This is a genomic window from Nocardia wallacei, assembly GCF_029868745.1.
Classification (GTDB): Bacteria; Actinomycetota; Actinomycetes; order Mycobacteriales; family Mycobacteriaceae; genus Nocardia; species Nocardia wallacei_B.
The window spans coordinates 1-20888 of sequence record NZ_JARWOP010000224.1 but is presented as its reverse complement, the minus strand read 5'-3'; the positions used below and the strand labels follow the sequence as shown (position 1 = coordinate 20888).

19 protein-coding genes are annotated in these 20888 nt (G+C 69.4%); 7 read left to right on the top strand and 12 right to left on the bottom strand.

All coding sequences use genetic code 11. The features are described 5' to 3' along the window. The first annotated feature begins 38 nt into the window (after positions 1–38). On the top strand, positions 39–884 hold the full coding sequence (locus QH470_RS18945) for a 3-hydroxybutyryl-CoA dehydrogenase (protein WP_280273719.1): 846 nt from the start codon (positions 39–41) through the stop codon (positions 882–884). 64 nt (positions 885–948) lie between these two features. Continuing rightward, the gene (locus tag QH470_RS18940) at positions 949–1602 is read left to right on the top strand and encodes a TetR/AcrR family transcriptional regulator (RefSeq protein WP_280273718.1); all 654 of its coding nucleotides are present in this window, start codon (positions 949–951) and stop codon (positions 1600–1602) included. Positions 1603–1604: 2 nt separating this feature from the next. On the opposite strand, the gene QH470_RS18935 is transcribed toward QH470_RS18940, so the two are convergent. The 9 genes from QH470_RS18935 to QH470_RS18895 are packed head-to-tail and all read right to left on the bottom strand — an operon-like array spanning position 1605 to position 10487. Continuing rightward, entirely contained in the window at positions 1605–2531 is a 927-nt protein-coding gene (locus QH470_RS18935; protein ID WP_280273717.1) for a hypothetical protein, read from the bottom strand. A 27-nt stretch (positions 2532–2558) separates the two neighbouring features. Continuing rightward, complete coding sequence (locus QH470_RS18930; RefSeq protein ID WP_280273716.1) at positions 2559–3521, bottom strand: MlaD family protein; 963 nt, start codon at positions 3519–3521, stop codon at positions 2559–2561. Beyond that, entirely contained in the window at positions 3518–4540 is a 1023-nt protein-coding gene (locus QH470_RS18925) for an MlaD family protein (RefSeq protein ID WP_280273715.1), read from the bottom strand. Before QH470_RS18925 ends, QH470_RS18930 begins: the two co-directional genes overlap by 4 nt. A gap of 44 nt (positions 4541–4584) precedes the next feature. Further along, positions 4585–5709: an MlaD family protein gene (locus QH470_RS18920; RefSeq protein WP_280273714.1), complete on the bottom strand. Its 1125-nt coding sequence runs from the start codon at positions 5707–5709 to the stop codon at positions 4585–4587. Further along, positions 5709–6764: an MlaD family protein gene (locus QH470_RS18915; RefSeq protein WP_280273713.1), complete on the bottom strand. Its 1056-nt coding sequence runs from the start codon at positions 6762–6764 to the stop codon at positions 5709–5711. Before QH470_RS18915 ends, QH470_RS18920 begins: the two co-directional genes overlap by 1 nt. Then, a complete protein-coding gene (locus QH470_RS18910) occupies positions 6752–7759 on the bottom strand; it encodes an MlaD family protein (protein WP_280273712.1) in 1008 nt (335 codons plus the stop codon). The genes QH470_RS18915 and QH470_RS18910 overlap by 13 nt, the downstream gene beginning before the upstream one ends. After that, a complete protein-coding gene (locus QH470_RS18905) occupies positions 7756–8790 on the bottom strand; it encodes an MlaD family protein (protein ID WP_280273711.1) in 1035 nt (344 codons plus the stop codon). The genes QH470_RS18910 and QH470_RS18905 overlap by 4 nt, the downstream gene beginning before the upstream one ends. Positions 8791–8796: 6 nt before the next feature. Next, a complete protein-coding gene (locus QH470_RS18900) occupies positions 8797–9651 on the bottom strand; it encodes an MlaE family ABC transporter permease (RefSeq protein ID WP_280273710.1) in 855 nt (284 codons plus the stop codon). Continuing rightward, positions 9651–10487 (bottom strand): MlaE family ABC transporter permease, encoded by an 837-nt coding sequence (locus QH470_RS18895; protein WP_280273734.1) that lies wholly within the window; start codon positions 10485–10487, stop codon positions 9651–9653. The genes QH470_RS18900 and QH470_RS18895 overlap by 1 nt, the downstream gene beginning before the upstream one ends. Positions 10488–10798: 311 nt before the next feature. On the opposite strand from QH470_RS18895, the gene QH470_RS18890 reads away from it, so the two are divergent. The 3 genes from QH470_RS18890 (at position 10799) to QH470_RS18880 (ending at position 14192) form a co-directional block, all read left to right on the top strand. Then, the gene (locus QH470_RS18890; RefSeq protein WP_280273709.1) at positions 10799–11347 is read left to right on the top strand and encodes a DUF8020 domain-containing protein; all 549 of its coding nucleotides are present in this window, start codon (positions 10799–10801) and stop codon (positions 11345–11347) included. Positions 11348–11698: 351 nt separating this feature from the next. After that, complete coding sequence (locus QH470_RS18885; RefSeq protein WP_280273708.1) at positions 11699–12397, top strand: hypothetical protein; 699 nt, start codon at positions 11699–11701, stop codon at positions 12395–12397. Next, positions 12390–14192, top strand: a complete 1803-nt coding sequence (locus QH470_RS18880; protein WP_280273707.1) for a GMC oxidoreductase — start codon at positions 12390–12392, stop codon at positions 14190–14192. The genes QH470_RS18885 and QH470_RS18880 overlap by 8 nt, the downstream gene beginning before the upstream one ends. On the opposite strand, the gene QH470_RS18875 is transcribed toward QH470_RS18880, so the two are convergent. Then, complete coding sequence (locus QH470_RS18875; RefSeq protein WP_280273706.1) at positions 14170–14313, bottom strand: hypothetical protein; 144 nt, start codon at positions 14311–14313, stop codon at positions 14170–14172. The two genes, QH470_RS18880 and QH470_RS18875, sit on opposite strands and share 23 nt — an antisense overlap. A gap of 283 nt (positions 14314–14596) precedes the next feature. Between QH470_RS18875 and QH470_RS18870 the strand changes: the two genes are divergently transcribed. Then, positions 14597–15844 carry a cytochrome P450 family protein gene (locus QH470_RS18870; RefSeq protein ID WP_280273705.1) on the top strand — a complete coding sequence of 416 codons (1248 nt, stop codon included), beginning with the start codon at positions 14597–14599 and terminating at the stop codon, positions 15842–15844. 292 nt (positions 15845–16136) lie between these two features. Then, positions 16137–17348 carry a cytochrome P450 family protein gene (locus tag QH470_RS18865; protein WP_280273704.1) on the top strand — a complete coding sequence of 404 codons (1212 nt, stop codon included), beginning with the start codon at positions 16137–16139 and terminating at the stop codon, positions 17346–17348. 88 nt (positions 17349–17436) lie between these two features. On the opposite strand, the gene QH470_RS18860 is transcribed toward QH470_RS18865, so the two are convergent. Beyond that, positions 17437–18708 carry a cytochrome P450 family protein gene (locus tag QH470_RS18860; protein ID WP_342228452.1) on the bottom strand — a complete coding sequence of 424 codons (1272 nt, stop codon included), beginning with the start codon at positions 18706–18708 and terminating at the stop codon, positions 17437–17439. A 305-nt stretch (positions 18709–19013) separates the two neighbouring features. Next, positions 19014–20888 (bottom strand): 3-deoxy-7-phosphoheptulonate synthase (locus QH470_RS18855; protein WP_280273703.1); only part of this gene is annotated, 1875 nt, incomplete at its 5' end.

Genomic DNA, 20888 nt, shown 5'->3' with positions numbered 1-20888 from the left:
GGGGGCCGGTGCGACGCCGCAGGACGAAGGAGAGACGCGTGCAACGGATCGGCGTGATCGGTGGCGGAACGATGGGGGCGGGCATCGCCGAGGTGGCCGCGCGAGCCGGCGGTGAGGTGCTGGTGCTGGAGCGCGACGCGGAAGCCGCGGACGCGGCCGTCGCCCGCCTGGAGAAGTCGCTGGCGCGGGCGGTGAAGTCCGGTCGGCTGGAGCAGGCCGACGCCGACGCGGCGCGGGCCCGCATCACGCTCACCGTCACCATCGACGACTTCGCCGACCGGGAACTGGTGGTCGAGGCGGCCCCGGAGATCGAGGAGCTGAAGGCCGAGTTCTTCGGCAAGCTCGACGCCATCGTCTCCCCCGAGACCATCCTCGCCACCAACACCTCCTCCATCCCGGTGATCCGGCTGGCCAACGCCACCACCCGGCCCGGCCGCGTGGTCGGCCTGCATTTCTTCAACCCGGTGCCGGTGCTGCCGCTGGTCGAGATCGTGGTCACGCTGAAAACCGAACGGGCCGTGGCCGATTCGGTGACCGCCTACGCCCGCGACGTGCTGGGCAAGCGCACCATCGAATCCAAGGACCAGGCCGGGTTCATCGTCAACGCGCTGCTCATTCCCTACCTGTGCGCGGCGATCCGCATGTTCGAGACCGGCTTCGCCAGCGCCGAGGACATCGACGAGGGCATGGTGTCGGGCTGCGCCCACCCGATGGGCCCGCTGCGCCTGACCGACACCATCGGCCTGGATGTCACGCTCGCCGTGGCGGAATCGCTCTACCAGGAGTTCGGCGAACCGCAGTACGCCCCGCCGGTGCTGCTGCGCCGCATGGTCGAGGCGGGATATCTGGGCCGCAAGACCGGGCGCGGCTTCTACACCTACTGATCCGGGGGCCGGTTTCCGGCGCATAGAATGGCTGGTCGTCGGCTAGGTGGTGGGAGGCGTTGGGGTGACGCAGTTGTCGGGCGTCTACGACGCGTCCAAGCCGGGATTACCGCGGGGGCGCAGCAGCCTCCCGGCCGCACAGGCCCGCGAGGAGCAGCGGTCGCGGCTGCTGCGCGGGGTGATCTCGGCGGTGGCGGAGAAGGGGTACGCCGCCACCACTGTCGCGGATATCGTTGCGCGAGCGCGGGTTTCGCGTCGCGAGTTCTATCAGCACTTCACCGACAAGCAGCAGTGCTTCCTGGACGCCGCGCTGGCCGGCGCCGAGGTGGTGTTCGCCGCGCTGGAATCGCCCGCGGAGCGCAGCGACCCGCTGGACGAGCTGCGGCGGAGCATTCGCGGATACCTCGAATTATGTTCCGCCGAACCGGAATTCACGCGGTGCCTGATCATCGAGCTGCCGGGCATGGGCGAACTCGGGTTGGCGCTGCGCAATGTCGGATATCAGCGGATCGCGGACATCCTGCGGAAGTGGCACATTCGGGCGCGGGCGGTGCACCCCGACTGGCCCCCGGCACCGGGCGCGATGTTCACGGCGGCGGTGGGGGCGATCGAGGAGCTGGTGCTGGGGCCGATCAGCGCGGGGTTCCCGGAGGAACTGCCCGAGGTCGAGCAGTCGGCGGTGGAGGTGCTGGTGCGGCTGTTCGCCGTGCCAGGGTGAGCTCAGCGGGTGGGCAGGGCGCCGTCGAGTCCGCCGACGTCGGTGATCTGCCAGCCGCCGTTGCTGTCTACGGTGACGTTGTAGGTGACCGTCATCTGCCCGCCCTTGGGGTTCTGGGCATTGGTGGAGGTGACGTCGACGAAGACGTTGACCTTGTACACGCCACCCGACGCCGATGCGACCTTCGCCGCGATCGGCACGGCCGTGGAGGTCCACTTCAGCGGCAGCAGGATCTCCTCCAATTTCGGTGCGGTGGCGTCGAATTTGTTCGCCAGCTGCGGGCTGGTGTTGGCCTTGAGCTTGCTCACCCACGCCGCGACATTCTGGTGATCGATGGTCGACGCCCCCACCGCATAGTCCGTGGCCACCTGCTCGGCATGCCGCTCCCCCGCCGCCCCCGACCGCATCCCCTCCACCTCGTCCCGAGCCGACCACCACCCGAAACACGCCACCGCCAGCCCGGCCACCAACACCACCACCCCGGCCCCCACAGCAATCGCCGACAATGGCACCGACACGCTCCGCACCCCGCCCCCGTTCCGACCACCCTTCCCAGCCTGTTCCTCCCCCACCTCTTCGGCCGTGCCGACACCACCCTCCGGCGTGGCCGCCTGTTTCGCGACCGCCTCTGGGATGCCTTGTTGCCCAAGCGTTTTACTGTCACCCGCAGCTACCGATGCCGCAGCGTTCGGATCGACGGCAGCCTCTACGGGCTCGTCGCCGGTCCCCGCGTTGTGCGGGTCCGGCATGCCCTCGTGCGGCGTACTCGCACCATCGAGTTCGGCGGCGACTGCGGCGAACCCTTCCGAGGCGGCGGTCTCCGGGGCTTGCGAGGTGGCGTTGCCCGTCTCGGCGAGAATGCTGTCCAGGGTTGAGCGGTCTGGCGTGGCGTCGGGAATTGCGTTGCGGGGGTTGGGTTCCGGGGGCATGGGTGGGATCCTTTGCGCGGTCGGAGGTTAGTTGAGGGCTATGCGTAGGTGGATGGCGCCGTCGGCGGGGTCGGTGGCGGCGAGGGCGGCGGAGATGAGGGCGCTGAGGTCGACCCGTGGGAGGGCGGTGACGACGGTTTGGACGAGGGGTTGGAGCATGGGCGCCAGGGGGGCGAGCTGGGGGCCGATCTCGTCGACCCAGGTGCCGAGCCGGTGGACGAACGGCACCAGGCCCATGTCCTCCTGGTACATCCGGGGCGCGTCCCCGGTGCGGAAGAGACGGCCGATCGACTCGGCGATATCGTCCACGCGCCGGCCGAATTCGATCAGCGGCGGCCGGGCGACCGTCATCGCGGGCCCGGCGTCGGCCATGTCCGGCGCGATGCTCTGTAGGTCGCGCAGCAGTTCCCCGACCGCGGGCGACCGGTCGGCGATGGCGGCGGCGAGCAGCCCGGTGGACCGCGACAACTCGGGAACCACCGCGTCGGTTCCCGTCAGCGCCGCGGTGAACGTGTCGACGAGGGAGTTGGCGGCGGCCGGGTCGATCCGGCCCAGCACCCGGGTGACCAGCCGGGCCAGCTCCGGTATCGACAGCGGCGGCCGCACGAGCGCCGTATCGACCGCCTCCCCGTCGCGCAGGTTGCGCCCGCCCGGCGCCCGCGGCGCGAACTCCACGTAGGGCTCGCCGAGCCAGGACAGATTCTCGATGGTGACGAGGCTGTCGGCCGGAACCTGGTACACCGAGCGAATATCCATCGTCACCCGCACACCGGCGGCGGTCGAGTCGACGGCCGCGATCTCCCCCACCTCGATCCCGGACAGCAGCACCGGCGACCCGGTCGCGAGACCACCGGAGTCGGCCACCCGCATGGTGACGGTGGTGTACTCCGCGAACGGATCTACGCCCACGACACCGAAGGCGAGATACGCCGAGCCCACGACCGACACGACGGCGATCGCGCCGAGGGACAACACCGATCGCGCCTTCATCGCACCACTCCGATCATCCGCAGGGTCCGCAGAATCTGTTCGACCTGGTCGTCGGCGGATACCGGCGGCCCTTGCTCTGGTGTCACCGTCACCCCGCGCAACCGCACCTTCGGCCCGTGCTCGACGAACGGGATGATCTTGTCGCGGATCACCGCCACCAGGGCATTGAGATTCGACGGCGCCCGCAGATCCAGCGGCCGACTGGTGAACAGCAGCGGGAAGACCGCGCCGAGCGCGCCGTCGGCGGACTGCGCCACCGGGGCGAGCCAGGTGAGCGCGTGCGCCACCGGAGCCATGCCGCCGAGGACGCCGATCACGTTGACGATGGTCGCGACGGAGGCCGACAGCTGTTCGACGGCGGGTTCGGTGAGCAACTCGGCCAACGTGTCGCGCCGGCGATTCATCACCTCGGAATCCTTGGTGAGGCCGTTGAGCAGATGGTCGACCTGATCCAGATCGGCGGACAGATCCGCGGCATCGGCGCCGAGTACCTGGAAGATGCGCGCGGTCTGCGCCGGGTCCTCCGGCAGCACGCCGTTGAGGTCGGTGATCAGGCCCTGGAGGTGGTCGATCGCGCCGCCCTGCACGAATGTCGCGACCCCGGCCAGGGTGTCCTCGACGCGGACCGCGGGCCGGGTCTGGCCGACGGGAATGGCGTCGCCGTCGTGCAGGAGCCGCCCGAAGCCGTCCGGGGGCGTGGTCAGCGCGATGTGGATGTCGCCGAGCAGCGTGTTCTGCCGCAGTACCGCCGTCGTCGTGGTGGGCAGTTCGACCGCGTCCTCGATCTCGGCGTCGACGACCACGTGTCCGCCCGATCCCCGCTCCGGCTGTGCCAGCGCGATATTCGTCGCGACGCCGACCTGTGCGCCGTTGGCGATCACCTTGGCCCGCGCGGGCAGATTCAGCACATCGGTGAACTCGATACGGATGTGATAGCCGGACCCGGCCACACCGGCCCCGGGCAGCGGCAACTCCGCCGGATCGAACGCGCATGCACCGCAGGACAATACGGCGACCATCGCGGCAGCCGATCCCGCTCGGCGCAGGCCCGCGAACCCGCGCCTCATCGGGCGCCCGCCGAGGCCAGGATCATCCGCACCAGATCGACGTTCGCCATGCCGACGGCGGCCGAACACCTGCCTGGTTCGACGAGATCCACTGCGGCACAGATCTTCTCCGCTTCGGGCGTCGGAATCGCGACCCGCGGCGGCGCGAAGGTGAGCCCCGGCGCGCCGGTGCGGGGATCGAGGATCGCGGTGAACGCGCCGGTGATCACCGGAACCATGTCGAGGATCTGCCGCAATGTCGCGATATGCGCGCCGAGGAACCGGATCAGCGGCACCGACGCGTCCAGCAGCAGGAAGATCGGATCCCCGAACATCGTGGTGATGTCGTTGAGCATGGGCAGAACTCGGCGGAAGTGATCGATGATGACGGTGGTCTCGCTGAACAGTTCGTTGTTGACCTGACGCAGGATCTGCTCCAGCCCCAGCACCATCGCGTCGATGGTGCCCCAGTGCGTGGAGACGCTGTCGGCCAGCGCCGAGAGGCTGTCGATGATGCCGGACAGCCGGCCGATGGCCGCATCCGGATGGTCCAGTGCGGCACCGAGCTTGCCGATGACGGCGTTGAGTTGCGGCCCGGTGCCCGCTGTCGCCGCGTTCAATTGTGTGACCAGGCGGCCGATCTCGTCGTTCTGCTCGGGTTCGGGGCCCAGCAGCTGTTTCGACAACTCCGCCACGGCGTGCAGGGTCTCGGTCAGGCTTTTCGGCGTCAGCGTTCGGGTGAGGCACTGTGCCGGATCCCACCGATCCAGGACGGTCCCGCTGTTCAGCACGGCCAGGTCGCGGTCGGTGGTGACATTGCGCGACAGCGTGGTCGCGGCGGCATCGGCCGGCACCGGATGCTCGGCGTCCACGGCGAAGTCGACCCGCACCTTGTCTCCGGCGGGCCGGACAGCCGTGACCGTCCCGACGGGAATGCCGCGCATCGTGACGTGGTTGCCTCGGTACAGCCCGACACTGTCGGGCATCAGCGCGCAGTAGGACACCTTCTCGCGCAACGGATTCGCGACGACGAGATAGCCGACCACGGCGACCACGACCAGCGCCAGCGCCCCGGCCGCCGACATGGTCGCCCGCGAACCGAGCACGCTGTGCGGAGCCGTTGTCCGGTGTCGTCGGAACATCAGCAAGCCTTTCCGGGGACCGGGACGCAGATCTGCCCGAGCAGTGTCCCGGTATCGATCGGCTGTTCGGCCACCACGGTCGCGGCCGGATCGCCGACCTGCACCCGGCCGTCGGGCAGCACGAGTCCGGTCAGGTGCTCTCCGATACCGTGCACGGAATCGACCAGGGCGCCGAGCTTTTCGCCGATGCCCTCGAGCTCGTCGATGGCGTCGGCCAGTTGCCGGGCCATCGGTTTCAGCGTCGTCTCCCAGGACGGTTGCAGGGCCGCGACGCGGCCGAACACCGAGCGCAGCAGCTGCACGGCCTCGCGCACCTCGGCCCGCTTGTCCCCGAGCAGCGTCTCCAGCAGCGTGATCTTCTCGATCATCCGGCGCAGCTGACCTTTTCCGAGATTCACGACGCCGAGATATTCCTGGGCGACAGCGATGGCCTTCGACACGTCGGTGCGCTGACGGTTCAGGACGTCGACGAGATGCTCGGCGCCGGTGAGCATGTCCCGGATACTGCCGGGCGCCTGGGTGAGCGAGTCGGCGAGAGCCGTCAGATTCTCGCGCAGGGTGCCGCCGTCGATGCCGCGGACCGGGTCCACCGCGTCCTGGAAGGTTTCCATGAGGCTGTACGGCAGCCGCACGTGGTCGGCCGGAATCGCCCGGCTACCAAGCGGTTTCGTCCCGGCCGGGAACAGTGCCACGTAATGCCCGCCGACCAGGGTGAGCATCCGCACGTCCAGGGTCGTCTCGCTGCCGACGAAAACGTCGCTGTCCACGGTGAACCGCATGATCACCTTGTCCGGTCGCAGGTCGAGTGCGTCCACCGTGCCCACCGAGATACCGGCCAGCCGCACGTCGTCACCGGCTTTCACGGTCTCCGCCTCGGCGAGTTCGGCGGTGTAGGTGGTGTGGCCGAACGGGATCGCGTAGACCGCCGCGGTCACCAGCAGCGCCAGCGCCACCAGGACCGCGCCGAGCGCGCCGAGGCCGAATTCCCTTCGCCGCGTGCTGATCTCGTCGCGACCGTAGCGGAGCCCGCGCACCGTCCGGGTCAGGCGTTGCATATCGACACCCGCCCTCCGTCGAGAAGAATCTGCAACGGTCGCGGCACGGCCGCCGTTCCCTTGCTGCACCACGGCGACGAGCCCGGAATGCGCTGCGGTATCGACGCGTCGAGCGCGGCCAGCGCCGCGGGCAGCCGGCTCAGGACGTCGACGACCAGCTGCGGGTCCGGGATCAGCAGGCGCAGAACGGCTTCGATGTCGGGGTTGTCGTTCTCGGTGAAACCCAGCGTGGACAGCAGACTGTCGGCCGGGCGCAGCACCGGCGGCGCGGTGAGCGAGAAGTCGATGAGGCCGACGACATTGCGCTGCAGGGAATCGAAGATATCGGCCGCGTTGCCGAGCAGCGTGATCAACGGCGCCGACGCGCCACCGATCTTGTCGTTGATCTGGGACATATTGCGTATCAAGGTGGTGATGACCTGCTGACGGTCGGTGACGTAGCCGGCCAGCTCCCCGATGGCGTCCAGAGCCGGGCCGACACCGCTGCCGTTGCCCTCGATCACGGCGAGCATGCTTTCGGTGAACTTGTTGAGCCGCTCCGGCGACAGCGTGGCCAGCACCGGTTTCAACCCGTTGAACAGGCTGGTCACATCGAACGAGGGCACGGTGTGCGCGACGCCGACGGTCGCGCCCGGACGCAGGGGCGCGCCGGGCTCGGGCGCGTGCTGCACGTCGATGTAGCGCTGTCCCACCAGGTTCTGGTACCGGACGGCGAGTGTGCTGTTGTCGAACAACGGTGTCGAGGTGGTGAGATCGAATCCCACCCTGGCCTTGTCGCCTTGCAGCGCAATGGTTCTCACCTGGCCCACGGCGATGCCGCGCAGCCGTACCTCGTCGCCCGCGCGCAGGCCGTTGACATCGGTGAACAGCGCCGTGTATTCACGGGTTTCGCCGTCCACCGGCTGCCGGATCACCGAGACGATCGCGGCCAGCAACAGCCCGATCACCGCGGCGAACAGGGCGAACCGCCAGGCGGCGCCGCGCATCGTCCTCATCGTCCACCTCCGTCGGGGAGCGCGGCCGCCGGCGCCGCGAGCACGGGAATATTGCGCAGGTCCACGTCGGCCTGCAGCACCGGGCCGCCGGGGGTGTCGGGCAGGACGGCACCCATCCGATCGATCAGTTCGCGCAGCTCCGCGCCGGACCGCCGCGACTCGGGCACCGCCTGCGCCACCACCCGCAACACCGGTATCGCCAGGTCGGTGTAGCCGGCGAAGCCGGTCTCGGCGTAGCGCAGGGCCCGTGCCACCTCGGGCAGCAGCTGATCGATCACCATCGAGATGCCGCCGTCGATGCGTACGCGATCGTTGCGCAGCGTCTGGATCCGGTACACGCGGTCGAGCAGATCGACGAGGGAATCGATGAAGTCGCCACCGCCGTCGAGAGTGGTGCCGAAGCGGCCCAGGATCAGCGACAGCGGCACATCCTGCACCTCGGTGACGGTGCGGGCCAACGTGACAACGGATTCCAGGAACGGGGTGAACGCCCGTATGTCGGCGGCCAGGGTGGCGAGGAGCGTCGCCATGCGCGGGGTGAGCACGGCGTCACCGACCTGCGACACGCTGCGCAGCAGGTTGCCCATGGTGGCGTCGTACACCGCGTCGGACGCGGACAGATTCAGCACCGTCCCCGGCCGCAGCGGCGGTCCGCCGGGCCCGCGGCGCAGCTCGATCTCGCTGATACCGAACAGGTTCCCGGTCGCGTAGTCCACGCGCAGGCTGGCGTCCAAGCCGGGTAAGCGCGCGGAATCCAGTCGGAGCGCGATGTTCTGGGTACCGCGCTCGCCGGGTGCGATGCCGGTGACGCGGCCGACTCGCACGCCGTCGAGCCGCACCTCGGTGCCCGCGGTGACACCGTCCCCGATGCGGCTGGTGCGCAACATGATCCGGAGACCGGGCTCCTCCCGCACCGCGCGATATCCCGTCGTCACGAGCGCGGCCAAGACGACCAGCGCGAGGGCCAGCGCACCGACGGCCAGCGCACGGCGCCGGTCGACGGCCACCCCGGGAATCCCATAGTTCGGCATCGGCGCTCACCCCGTGAAACTGACCGCGGAGTCGATGCCCCACAGCATGATCGACAGCACCATGTCGATGGCGATGATCGCCACCGAACTGGCACGCACGGCCCGCCCCGACGCGATTCCCACCCCTTCGGGACCGCCCGCGGCGAAGAACCCGTAGTAGGAGTGCACCAGGATGACCACGGTGGCGAAGATTCCCACCTTGAGCACCGCGGCGACCACGTCGAAGCCGGAGACGAACTGGAAGAAGTAGTGGTCGTAGACCCCCGCCGACTGCCCGTGCACCAGCGTGATCAATCCCCGGCACGCCAGATACGACAGGATCAGCGCCATCAGGAAGGTCGGCACCATCGCCACCGCTCCGGCGATCACCCGGGTCGTCACCACGAACGGCACCGAACGCAGCCCCAGCGCCTCGATCGCGTCGATCTCCTCGCTGATCCGCATGGCCCCGATCTCGGCGGTCATCCGGCAGCCCGCCTGACCGGCGAAGCCGACCGCCGCCGCGATCGGCGCCAGCTCGCGGGTGATGGCGTAGGCCGACACGATGCCGGTGACCGGGCCCATGCCGAGAATGTCGAGGGTGGCGAAGGATTCGATCGCCACCGACGCGCCCATCACCAGGCCGAGCACGATCATCATCGGCACCGTGCCACCGCCCACGATCACCGAACCCGCGCCCCAGGTCATATTGGAGATCGCGCGCATCGTCTCCGCGCCGTAGCGCCGCAGCGTCAGCGGGATCGCCGCGAGCACCTGCCAGGCGAAGGCCAGCACGAAGCCGAGCGACTCGATCCGGGACAGGCCGAACCGGCGGCGGCGCAGCCGACGGAATCCCCTGGGGGCGTAGCTCGATGCCGTCATCAGGCCAGCCTCGTCGGCAGGAACATGGCGGTGATCTGCGTGATGACCAGGTTCACCAGCACGATCGACACCACCGACAGCACCACCGCCGCGTTCACCGCGTCGGCCACCCCGCGCGGCCCGCCCTCGGCCTCGAGACCGCGCTGGCAGGCGATCACCACCACCAGGAATCCGAAGATCATCGCCTTCACCAGCGAGATCCAGACGTCGGCGAGCGTGGTGAACGATCCGAACGTGGTCCAGTAGCTACCCGGAGTGACGTTCTGGCCACCGACGGCCACGGTGTATCCGGCCAGCACGCCCACGAAGATGATCAGCACGTTCAGTAGCGGCGCCACCACCAGCATGGCGATGATCCGCGGAATCACCAGGCGGTGCACCGGATTGATGCCCATGGTGGTCAGCGCGTCGATTTCCGCGCGGATGGTGCGCGAGCCCAGATCCGCGGCGATGGCCGCCGCGCCCGCTCCGCCGAGCAGGAACCCGGTCGCCAGCGGCGCGCCCTGTTTGATGACCCCCAGCCCGCCGGTCGCGCCCAGCAGCGAATCCGCGCCGAGCGTGCGAATCAGGTTGCCGACCTGCACCGACACGATGACGCCGAACGGGATGGCCATCAGGATCGCCGGAATCGCGGTCACCGTGACCAGCCACCAGCCCTGCACGATCGCCTCGCGCCAGTGCAATCGGCCGCGCACGAGGTCGGCGACCGCGCCGAGCACCGCCTCCGCGGCGATGCCCACCGCGCGGCCGAAGGTGCGTACGGCGGACAGCGCCGTGTCGGAGAAGTTCCGCCGCAGCACTGCCACGGCGGACGGCTGCACGCGGCGCGGCGGCATGTCCGGCGGGTTCGGATCGGTCACTGTCACAACGGCTTCGTTCGACGTCGGGGCGGTACGGCGTTCATTGGTACGAAATATTTCCTTTGGCGAACGCCGGATCCGGTCAACGCTGGAGGTGTCCCAATCGCGGGCCGCGAGAGCGCCGCGATGTCACAATGCGGCGTCCGCGCGAACAGGCGCGCGTCGTTCCCGGACGGTAGTATCGGCATCCGGTCGCCGGGTTCGGTGACCGAACGAAATGTCTGGCCGGGCACGGCCATTCAGGGGATGTGTCGGCACGAACGCTGCCGACGGAATGTGGGGAATCGATGACAGTCGACAAGTTCGCCGCCGCGGCCCTACTCGCGATCGGCGCCACCGTCGCCACCGCCGGGGTCGTCCACGCCCAACCGGTACCCGCGGGCGAGATCGCCGTGCGGGCAAGCGATCACGGCATCGGCTACACGACCGCGCCGACCGCGGACCACCTGGGCGTGACCACCACCGTCGAGTCGGGACGGTTCGTCGCCGCGCCCGACGCCGCCTCGATCGCGCTCACCGACGCCGCCGGCGCCACCGTCGCGGTCGTGCCGCTGGGCCTGCAGACCGCCGCCGGAGCGGTCGGGATCACCCCCCGCATCGACAACGACGGCCGCACCCTCACTCTCACACCGCAATCGGCCACCGCGCAGACGGCGCAGTCGATCGACGAAGCCGCCGACACGCTGGCCCGCAAGCAGTACAACGCGGGTGTCGGCGCCCTCATCGGCGCCGGTATCGGCGCGGTGATCGGCTTCTTCCTCGGCGGCGTCGGCGCCCTCGTCACCGTCCCCATCGGGGCGGGGCTGGGTGCGCTGATCGGCTACTCCACCCCGTAGCGCGCCTCGAGAGGACTGCCCGCGGACGCTGAAGTCTTTGGTGCACTTCATAGTTCGCGGGCAGCGCGGGGAAACGTCACCACATAATTTCGACGAACCCGCCGCGCCGTCGCCCGTACCGTCTTTCCCTGGATCGCACAGCAATTCATCCTCGGTGCGATCAGGAGTCACCATGTCGGACGAGGAAACGGCATTCACAGCGGCCGGTCGCCGCGACTTCCTGCGGTACGCGGCGGGTTTCGCGACCGCCGCGAGCCTCGGCGGGGCGGCGGCGCCCGCGCCGGTCGGCGCCCGGTCTCCCGGCCCGCTCGGCGCATTCGAGGCGTTGGTCCTCGACTCGGTGCGCGGCGTGTGCGTGATGGTATTTCCGGGGCCGACGAATGGTCCCGCGCGCAAGGCGTGTCGCGGCCCGGACCGGGCCCGATCGAGGCCGGTGGCGGCGAGTTCACGGTCGCGCTGTTCGATCAGTACCTCGCCACCGGCGACCAGCTGACCAGGCCGCTGGCCGCCGCGCTCGCGGCCGGGCTGACCGATCTCGGCATTCCCGCGCCCCCGCTGCTCGGGGTGACACCGCAGCAGGGACGAACCCTGGACCAGATGCTGGGCTTCGCCTATTCCGATCGCACACTGCCGTTGTCGCTCCTGGTCGGGCTCGTGCTGACGTTCGGTGCGCTGCTGATCGCGCCCGGCAGTCTGGTCGGGCCGCTCGGGTCGCCGTTCGCGCGCCTGAGCCTGCCGGACAAGTGCCGGGTGATCGAATTGCTCGAACGGCCACTGCCGGCACTGGTCTCGCTGATCGACGGCGGACTGCCCGGGCCACTGCGCGGCTCGGCCAGCGGCTTCCTGCGGTTCGCGGGCGGAATCCTGTTGGAGGGCACGGCTTTCGCCGTGCATTCGGAAATGACGATGTTCGATCCGGTGGCCCGGACCGTCGTGGGTCGGCCACCGTCGTGGGAACTCACCGGATACCGTCCGGACGGATTGGTCGAAGGTCACGACGAGCTGATCGGCTATTACCAGGGCCGCACGGAGGTGCCCGCGAATGCGTGACGTCATCGTGATCGGAGCGGGCGGCGGCGGTCCCGTCGTCGCCGCCGAACTGGCCGGGCGCGGCCTGGATGTGCTGCTACTGGAGGCGGGCCCGCGCCATGCCGCCCCGAGCGAGCAGTGGTCGCACGCCGAGAACGACGCCAACAATCCCAACCACGGCTTCCTGCGCTTCGGCCCGCAGGACCGGCGCAAGCCCGCATGGTTCCGGGAGTGGGCGTCGAACGTCTACGCCTGGCAACTGGCCGGGGTCGGCGGGACCACCGCGCATTACTTCGCCAACAGCCCGCGCCCCTACCCCGGTGTCTTCCAAGGCTATTCGGGCCCCGACGCGGCCGCCTACGACCGCGCGCACGAATTCCCGTTCCCCTACGCGGAATTCGTGCCCTACCTGGAGTGGGTGGAGGCGACGCTGCCGGTGCAGACCGCGGCGATGGGCACCAAGGAGAGTCTGACGTTCCGCGGGTGCGAGAACCTCGGACTGCCCGTACAGACCACCCGCACGACCACCGAGGCCTCGTTCCGGCCCCAGCAGAACGCCATCCTGCAGCCGGGCGGCAATGCCGGCCGCAGCGACCGCGCCGACCTGCTGACCTATCCGGACGCGACCGGCTGCACCTTCTGCGGCCACTGCTTCCAGGGCTGCTACGAACCCGTGCGCGCGCCCCGTAACCGCGCCGCCAAACGCTCCACCGACAACAGCTACGTGCCGCTGGGCCTGGCGGCGGACGCGGTGCGGCCCGGCGGCCGGGCCGTCGAACTGCTCGCCGACAGCTTCGTGCAGCAGATCCACACCGAACAGCGCGGCGGCGAGCTGGTGGCGACGGGCGTCACCTGGCGCGACAACACCGGCGGCGCGCGGTTCACCGAGGACGCCCGCGTGGTGGTGCTCGCGGGCGGCGCGACCGAAAGCCCGCGGCTGTGGCTCAACAGCGGGCTGCCCAACCCCAACGACTGGGTGGGCCGCGGGCACACCGACCACTTCCTGGACTGGGTCGTCGGCAGTTTCGACGAGTACACCGGCAACTCCAAGGGCGCCAACTCCTCGGCCCGCATCGACTTCCCCGGGCACGGCGGCATCGAGAATGTCGGGCTGACCCCCGCCATCCAGGCGTTCTCGCTGTCGCTGTCCGACAGCGGCATTCGCGGCGTCTACGACAACGGTCGCGGCCCGCTCGGTCCCTGGGACGGCCCGGCCGGGCGGCTGGTCGGCGCGGAGCTGACCGAACTGCTCTCCGACGGCATCGACCATCTGCTGAACTTCCTGGTCCTCACCGACGACCATGTCGAACCGCGGAACCGGATCAGCCTCTCGCTGTTCCCCGCCGACGAGAACGGCGCCCCCGCCAAGATCGATGTCGCACGGCGGCAACGCGATCCGCGGACGCTGGCGAACCGGGAATTCATGTCCGCCCGCGCCGCGGAGATCATGCGGGCGGCCGGTGCGCGGAAGGTCTACCGGATGGACTGGGCGCCGCTGCTGCTGCATGTGCACTCGTCGATGCGGATGGGCGCCTCGCCGACCGATTCCGTGCTCGACTCCGACGGACAGGCGCGCTCGGTCCGGCGGCTCTACATCGCCGACAATTCGGCCCTGCCGAACTCGCTCGGCGGCCCGAATCCGACCCTGTCCACCCAGGCGCTGGCGACCCGGACCGCGGAGCACATCTTCCACGCCTATTTCGGCGGCGACGCCTGGGTCGGCGAGGAGTCGCCGATCGTCAGTACCGACGCGCGCATCTCCGCGCGCCTGGCCGAACTCGGCGACCCCGGCGTCACAGCAGCAGCAGGCCGATAGCCGCGGCGGCGACCAGCAGCGCCCACACGGCCATGACGCCGTGCGCGGAGGTCGTGGAGCCGAAGCACTCGGCCACGCGAATCGGTCGATGGTCTCTGGTCACCGGATCAGAGGTGTTCATTGTCGATCATCCTCTCGGGACTCGTCACGCGGACGCGCACTGCGTCCACACCTGTCGCGATACCCGCCCGCGTTGCGTACCAACAGGTTTGAAGTTCGAAAGGCTGTGACACCGCTCACCGATGCGGCGATCCGGCCGGTCCGCCGTTCGGACTGCGGGACCGGCGGCGGATGCGTAGGATCGAACACCGTTGCCCGAAAGATGCTACAGGGCAATGATTTTGCGGTGACGTTCCCACCGCCGGACCCGCAACCGTCCGGCTTCAGCCAGTAAGGAGCTCCCGATGTTGGAGTCTGTGTCGCACCCGATCGTCCTGAATCCCGACGGACTGGACATTCAAGGCGAGTCCGCCCGCATCCGCGCGCAGGGTCCCGTCACCGCGGTCGCGCTACACGACGGGGTGCGCGCCTGGTCCGTGACCGACCAGACCATCCTCCGGGACCTGCTGCGCGACAAGCGCGTATCCAAGGACCCGCGGCAGCACTGGCCCGCCTTCCAGGACGGCCGGATCACCCCTGCCTGGGGCCTGTTCACCTGGGTGGCGGTGACCAACATGTTCACCGCCTACGGATCGGACCACACCCGCCTGCGCCGGCTGGTCCAGCCCGCGTTCACCCAGCGGCGCACCGACGCCATGCGCCCGCGCATCGAGGCGATCACCCAGGACCTGCTGGATCGGCTCGCGCAGACACCCCCCGGCGAGGCGGTAGACCTGCGCGAGGAGTTCGCCTACCCGCTGCCCATCCGGGTCATCTCGGAGCTGATGGGGGTACCGGAGTCGCTGAATCCCGGCCTGCGCACCTGCGTCGACGGCATCTTCGACACCTCGCTGACCGCCGAGCAGGCCCAGGCCAATTTCGCCGAGATGCAGCGCATCCTGCGCGAACTGGTGGAATACCGCCGCGGCACCCCCGGCGACGACATGACCAGCGTGCTCATCGCGCACCGCAGCGAGGAGGACGGCTCGGCGCTGACCGAGCAGGAACTGGTCGACACGCTGCTGCTGGTGATCAGCGCCGGCCACGAGACCACTGTGAATTTGCTGGATCAGGCGATCTTCCTCTTGCTGACCCGGCCCGACCAGCTGGCGCAGCTGAATTCCGGCGCGGTCGACTGGAAGAACGATCTGGTCGAGGAGGTGCTGCGATACGAGGCGCCGGTCGCGCATCTGCCGCTGCGGTACGCCGTCGAGGACATCGATATCGAGACCGCCGACGGCATCGTCCACATCGGCCGCGGCGAACCGATCCTCGCGTCCTACGCCGCGGCCAATCGCGACCCGAAGGTGCACGGCGACACCGCCGACCAATTCGACGTGACGCGAATCAACAAGGCGCACATGGCCTTCGGATACGGCGCCCACCTCTGCCTGGGCGCGCCGCTGGCCCGGATGGAGGCCGAGGTGGCGCTGCCCGCGATATTCCGCCGCTTCCCCGGCATGCGTCTGGCGGCCGACCGGTCGGAACTGGGAACCGTGGCGAGTTTCATCTCCAACGGCCACAAACGACTGCCGGTGCTACTGACCTCCTGACCCTCGCATCACCTTTCGAACGGTCCGGTCGCCACGTTTCCGGCGGCGTCCGGACCGGCCGGTCATCGCCGCCGATTTCCGAATAGCCTGCGGGATGCTCCGAGGGTAGCTACGATGTAGGGCTGTTGCCCGAATTGTTCTCAGGGGCAACGAGTTTGACTCATCATGGGTTTTTCACCGCGAGTGCCGGACGCATCCCGGTCGTCGGCTGGGAGGGCGCCGATGCCCGTATTACGTCTTGTCTACCGTTTGGAGATCATCTGTGACCGGTTCTCGTCCACCAGGCGCCTTCATGGACTCGCCGCTGTTCGTCGAGGGGCAGCGATTCTCGATGTACACATCGGCATTCGCCGCCGACCCCCATCCCGCCTACCGGGAGATGCGCCGCCAGCACGGTTCGCTGGTGCCCGTCATGCTCGCGCCCGGCGTGCCGGCCACCTTGGTGATCGGCTACCGCGCCGCGCTGGAGATCCTCAACGATCCGGCCCATTTCCCGGCCGATCCCCGGGCATGGCAACAGTCCGTCCCGGAGAACTGCCCCCTGCTGCCGATGCTCGAGTGGCGCCCGAACGCCCTGCGCACCGACGGGCGCGAGCACGACCGCTATCGGGAGGCCAATACCACCGCGATCGACAGCATCGACCTGAACACCATGCACACGGTGGTCGAGCGGATCGCGATCGGACTGATCAACACGTTCTGCGAAGAGGGTTACGCCGATCTGCTCGACCAGTACATCTACACGCTGGTCCGCAGCACGCTCGATCACATGCTGGGCTGCACCGCCGAAATCGGCGAACGGGTCGCCACCGGCAGCGCGATGATGTTCGACGCCCAGGGCGACGCCGAGGCCGGTAACCGGATGCTGCTCGAGGCCCTGCAGGAACATATCGCGTACAAGCGCGCACATCCCGGAAACGACATCACCAGCAGGCTGATCGGCCATCCCGCCGGGCTGGACGACGCGGAGATGGTGCATCAACTGGTCACGCTCTACGCGGCCGGTGTCGAGCCTGGTGTCCATCTGATCGCGAACACGCTGCGCATCATGCTGACCAACGACCGCCTCGGCGGGGATCTGGTGGGCGGCAGTCTGTCCACCCGCGACGCGCTCGACGAGGTGCTGTTCACCGATCCGCCGCTGGCGAACTACTGCGTCAGCTACCCGCGACAGCCGATTCTCATCAACGACGTCTGGCTGCCGGCGAACCAACCGGTCGTGATCAGCATGGCCGCCGTCGGCGCCGACCCGTCCGTCTCCGGTGGCGACCGCACCGGCAACCGGTCACACCTCGCGTGGAGCGCCGGCCCGCACGCCTGCCCCGCACGCTCGGTGGCGTACCTGATCGCGCAGGACGCGATCGACCAGCTGCTCGACGCCCTGCCCGACATCCGCCTCGCCGTGCCGGTCGAGGAGCTGACGTGGCGGCCGGGCCCGTTCCACCGCGCGCTGGTGTCGCTGCCGGTGGCGTTCCCGAAATCCGCGCCCTTCAACCTGGTCTGAGGACACCGGCCGCCCCGCGGCCCGCGCTTTTCCCACGGCCGCGACGGCGGTGGTCGGCGCGGGCCGCGCTCGGGTTCCGGCGTCCGGCCTATATGGCGGGCAGCGGTGGCGACGGCGAGAAGGTGACCGGCAGGTCCACCAGGGCGCGGTGGAACGGCCCGGGCCGCCACACCAAATCCTGTTCGGCCCTGGCCATCTGCATGTCCGGGATGGCGTCGAAGAGCTGATCGATGCCGGGCTGCACGGTCAGCCGGGCCACGTCCTGCGCCGGGCAGCGGTGCGGGCCGGCGCTCCACGCGAGGTGCGAGCGATTGCCGATGCTGCTCTCGCCCAGCTCGGTACCGCGGATCTCCGGGTCGTTGTTGCAGGCGGCCAGGCTGATCACCACCGGCTTGTGCGCGGGCAGCCAGACCCCGTCGACCATGATCGGCTGCCGCGGGTAGGTGGTGCAGAAGTTCGCCATCGGCGGGTCGTTGAACAGCACCTCGTCGATCGCGTCCACGGTCGACAGGTTCCGCCCGAGCACGTTCTGGCTCTGGAACCGGTCGTCGGTCATCATCAGCCGCAGCGCGTTGGTGATCAGATTGCGCTGCGCCTCGAATCCCGCGCCGTAGAAGCTCATCAGCTGCGCGAAGACCTCGTCGTCGTTGAGGTCGTACTGCGGGTCGGCCAGCACGGAGGTGACGTCGTTGCCGCCGTATTCGCGCTTGAGCTGGATGAGTTCCATCAGCGCCCGCTTCAGCGTCTGCATGCCCTCGGGACGGCCCTCGAACCGCTCGGCCATGCCCTGGGCCACTCGGGTCCCGATGTCGGGCGGGCAGCCGACCATATCGTTGATCACGTCGAGCACGAGCGGAAACGCGTACTGCGTCACCAGATCCGCGTAACCGTTGCCGCAGAAGTTGTTGATCAGCGGCCGGGCCAGCCGCTCGACCGTGGCGGGCACCACGTGCAGGTTGATGTTGTTGATGGCGGCGACCGAGGGCCGCCGGTACCGTTCGTGCGCGGGGCCGCTGTTGTATCGCGCGGCGGGCAGGTAGGCCATCATCGGGCGGACCGGCGAATCCGCGGGGATGGTGTCCTGCCAGGTGCGGGGGTCGGTGGGGAAATGCTCCGGATCGTTGAGGATCCGCACGGCGGTGGCGTATCCGATCACCAGGGTGGCCGGCACGCCGGGCGCGAGCATGACCGGGACCAGGGAGCCGTACCGCTCACGCCAGTTGCGGTAGGCGCCGTGCGGGTCGTCGACGAACTCCTGGGTGTACATGGGTACCCCGTCGTCGATGTCACCGGAGGCCGCGTGCTGAACGGGGCACATTCCGGTCGCGGTGGTGTAGGAGGGGGGCTGTGGTGTGGTCAAAGACGTGACTCCAGACAAGCGAACTGAGGTAAGCGATCAGTGAGCGCGGGCACGTAAAACACGTAATACCGGCCGCGTGCCGCGAGCGAATACCGCGGCGCGCCGGGTCGCTGAGGGGTCGAAACTGCAGCCTCCATGACCCGTCGACCGGAAACCTGGCGACTCGCCCACGGGTAGCAACATAGCAACGATCGCCACCGCGTGCGGCAGCATCATCCCAGAGGTGGCCCGAACTCACCATCGACGCGCGGATGTAGCTGCGCACCAACCCAGCACACCGCGGCCCAGAACCCGCCGCGCCCTGGTCAGGTTGCCCGCAGCTCGGCCAGCGCGGCCATCACGCTCCGCAGAATGTGCGTTTCGCCCCATCCGTCGAATTCCGCGGCGCCGGACGCACATTCGAGATGCAGTCCGCCGGGAACCGTACCGACCGCCCGGCAAACGCGGAGAAACTCCGCGATCGCGGCGCTCACCTCGCCGACGCGAGAGCCGCTGTTGCCGTTGCGCGTTCGCCCGCTGGCCCGCATCGGATCGCCCATCCAGCACACCGGGGTCTCCCGCGCGGCGGCCGCCTCGAGCAAGCCCGGCAACCAGTCGCCGATCGGCTCGGCGCCCAGCCGCGCCACCAGCGTGAGCCGGCCCGCGCGTTTGCCCGGATTCAGCTCCAGGCACAACCGCTCGACCTCGCGGGGCGTGGTCCGCGGCCCCACCGGCACGGCCACCGCGTTGCGCACCCGAGCGGCGAACTTGATGTGCGCCTGGGCATTTCGAGCGCGCTCGCCGATCCACACCAATTGCGTCGAACAATCCCACCAGTCGGGACCGTGACGGGTGAGCGCGGCCGCGTACCGCAGGGTGGGCGCCTCGTGCGAGATCCGCAGCCGCGTCATGGAGCTGAACAGCTCACGCGCGGCCGTCGGCGCGGCCGCGGCCAGCGGCAGCAGCCCGGCGACCTCGCGGAACACATCGCGAGCCACCAGGTCGGTGGACCGGTCGGCGGCATGGCGCAGCAGGTCTCCGCTCAGCCCGACCGGCGCGTGCCGGGTGCGCCAGTAGTTGACGGCGGCCGCGGCGTGAAAGTAGGTCTGCAGCAGCGGATCCGGCGTCTCCGCGACCGAGCCGAGGCTGCCGGTCAGGTGACTGACGGGCACGACCCGCACCTCCGCGCCCAGCCCGTGGGTGAGCACGGCGGTGGCGGCGTGGATGAGCGCGCGCCGGGCGGCGAGCGAACGGGTGTCACAGGCCAGTGGCGCGTCGTCGCTGTCGCCGAGGTGCAGCACGAAGGCCCGGCCGCGGGTGGCCGCGGCCAGGTCGCCGAGCAGCGCCTCGCAGTCGCTCGGGTCGACCAGCGGAGGCAGCGCCCGCAGCCGCTCGTCGCTGCCGGGCAGCGTCTCGTCCTGCGGGACCGCCGACTCCCACAGCGCCGTCGCCGGGTCGGCCGCGTCCGGTTCGGGGGTATCGGGTTCGTCGGACCAGGCCAGATCACCGTCGGCAGCGATCTCGGCGCAGTCCGGCGGAATCACGTCGGGGTTGAACGATTCCCGGATGTAGCACAGCGGCCGATCGCCGAGCACGATGATGTACGCCTTCGCGGCGCACAGGCGGCCGTCGGGCCACCGCGCCACGCCCGCGCGCAGCACCTGTCGCCGCTGCGGCACGCCGCGCGACACCAGGGTGTACCCGATCGGCATATGCACGTCGTCCACCCCGCACGCCGCGGCCGGACCACTGACGGTGACGACGTGATTGACCGACACGGTCACCATGTCGGGATCGATCAGGCACGAGCGGCGGACGATGACCCGGTCGGTATCCGACACCTGCAGGGCATCGGTGACCGCGGCCGGGATCCGCGCGGCCGCGACGTCGTCCTGTCGCAGCACCCGCACCTGGAGTTCGGTACGCAGGATCGCCTCCAGGACCGGCATCGTGAAGCCGTCACTGGCGAGCAGCATCCTGGTGAGTGGATGCGCGAATTGCGCGATTTCGCTTCTGGGGGACCGCGCCCCCGGAAAGACGGGGGGGGGAAAAGCGGGGGGGTAGGGGATGGGGTCGAGTTTGTCCTGTTGTGAGAGGCGTTCGCGCAGGTTGTCGGCGACTTCCTCGAAGGGGTGGTCGTCCAGGCGGAGGGTGCCGTAGACGGGGAACGGTGGGAGGACGTCCATGCCGGGGTAGTAGAG

What these genes read in the sequence shown, in the direction of transcription:
- QH470_RS18935 (WP_280273717.1), bottom strand. Translation starts at nt 2,531, where the DNA reads ATGCCCCCGGAACCCAACCCCCGCAACGCAATTCCCGACGCCACGCCA.
- QH470_RS18920 (WP_280273714.1), bottom strand. Translation starts at nt 5,709, where the DNA reads ATGTTCCGACGACACCGGACAACGGCTCCGCACAGCGTGCTCGGTTCG.
- QH470_RS18895 (WP_280273734.1), bottom strand. Translation starts at nt 10,487, where the DNA reads ATGCCGCCGCGCCGCGTGCAGCCGTCCGCCGTGGCAGTGCTGCGGCGG.
- QH470_RS18905 (WP_280273711.1), bottom strand. Translation starts at nt 8,790, where the DNA reads ATGCCGAACTATGGGATTCCCGGGGTGGCCGTCGACCGGCGCCGTGCG.
- QH470_RS18925 (WP_280273715.1), bottom strand. Translation starts at nt 4,540, where the DNA reads ATGGTCGCCGTATTGTCCTGCGGTGCATGCGCGTTCGATCCGGCGGAG.
- QH470_RS18915 (WP_280273713.1), bottom strand. Translation starts at nt 6,764, where the DNA reads ATGCAACGCCTGACCCGGACGGTGCGCGGGCTCCGCTACGGTCGCGAC.
- QH470_RS18890 (WP_280273709.1), top strand. Translation starts at nt 10,799, where the DNA reads ATGACAGTCGACAAGTTCGCCGCCGCGGCCCTACTCGCGATCGGCGCC.
- QH470_RS18875 (WP_280273706.1), bottom strand. Translation starts at nt 14,313, where the DNA reads ATGAACACCTCTGATCCGGTGACCAGAGACCATCGACCGATTCGCGTG.
- QH470_RS18880 (WP_280273707.1), top strand. Translation starts at nt 12,390, where the DNA reads ATGCGTGACGTCATCGTGATCGGAGCGGGCGGCGGCGGTCCCGTCGTC.
- QH470_RS18870 (WP_280273705.1), top strand. Translation starts at nt 14,597, where the DNA reads ATGTTGGAGTCTGTGTCGCACCCGATCGTCCTGAATCCCGACGGACTG.
- QH470_RS18865 (WP_280273704.1), top strand. Translation starts at nt 16,137, where the DNA reads ATGGACTCGCCGCTGTTCGTCGAGGGGCAGCGATTCTCGATGTACACA.
- QH470_RS18910 (WP_280273712.1), bottom strand. Translation starts at nt 7,759, where the DNA reads ATGAGGACGATGCGCGGCGCCGCCTGGCGGTTCGCCCTGTTCGCCGCG.
- QH470_RS18900 (WP_280273710.1), bottom strand. Translation starts at nt 9,651, where the DNA reads ATGACGGCATCGAGCTACGCCCCCAGGGGATTCCGTCGGCTGCGCCGC.
- QH470_RS18930 (WP_280273716.1), bottom strand. Translation starts at nt 3,521, where the DNA reads ATGAAGGCGCGATCGGTGTTGTCCCTCGGCGCGATCGCCGTCGTGTCG.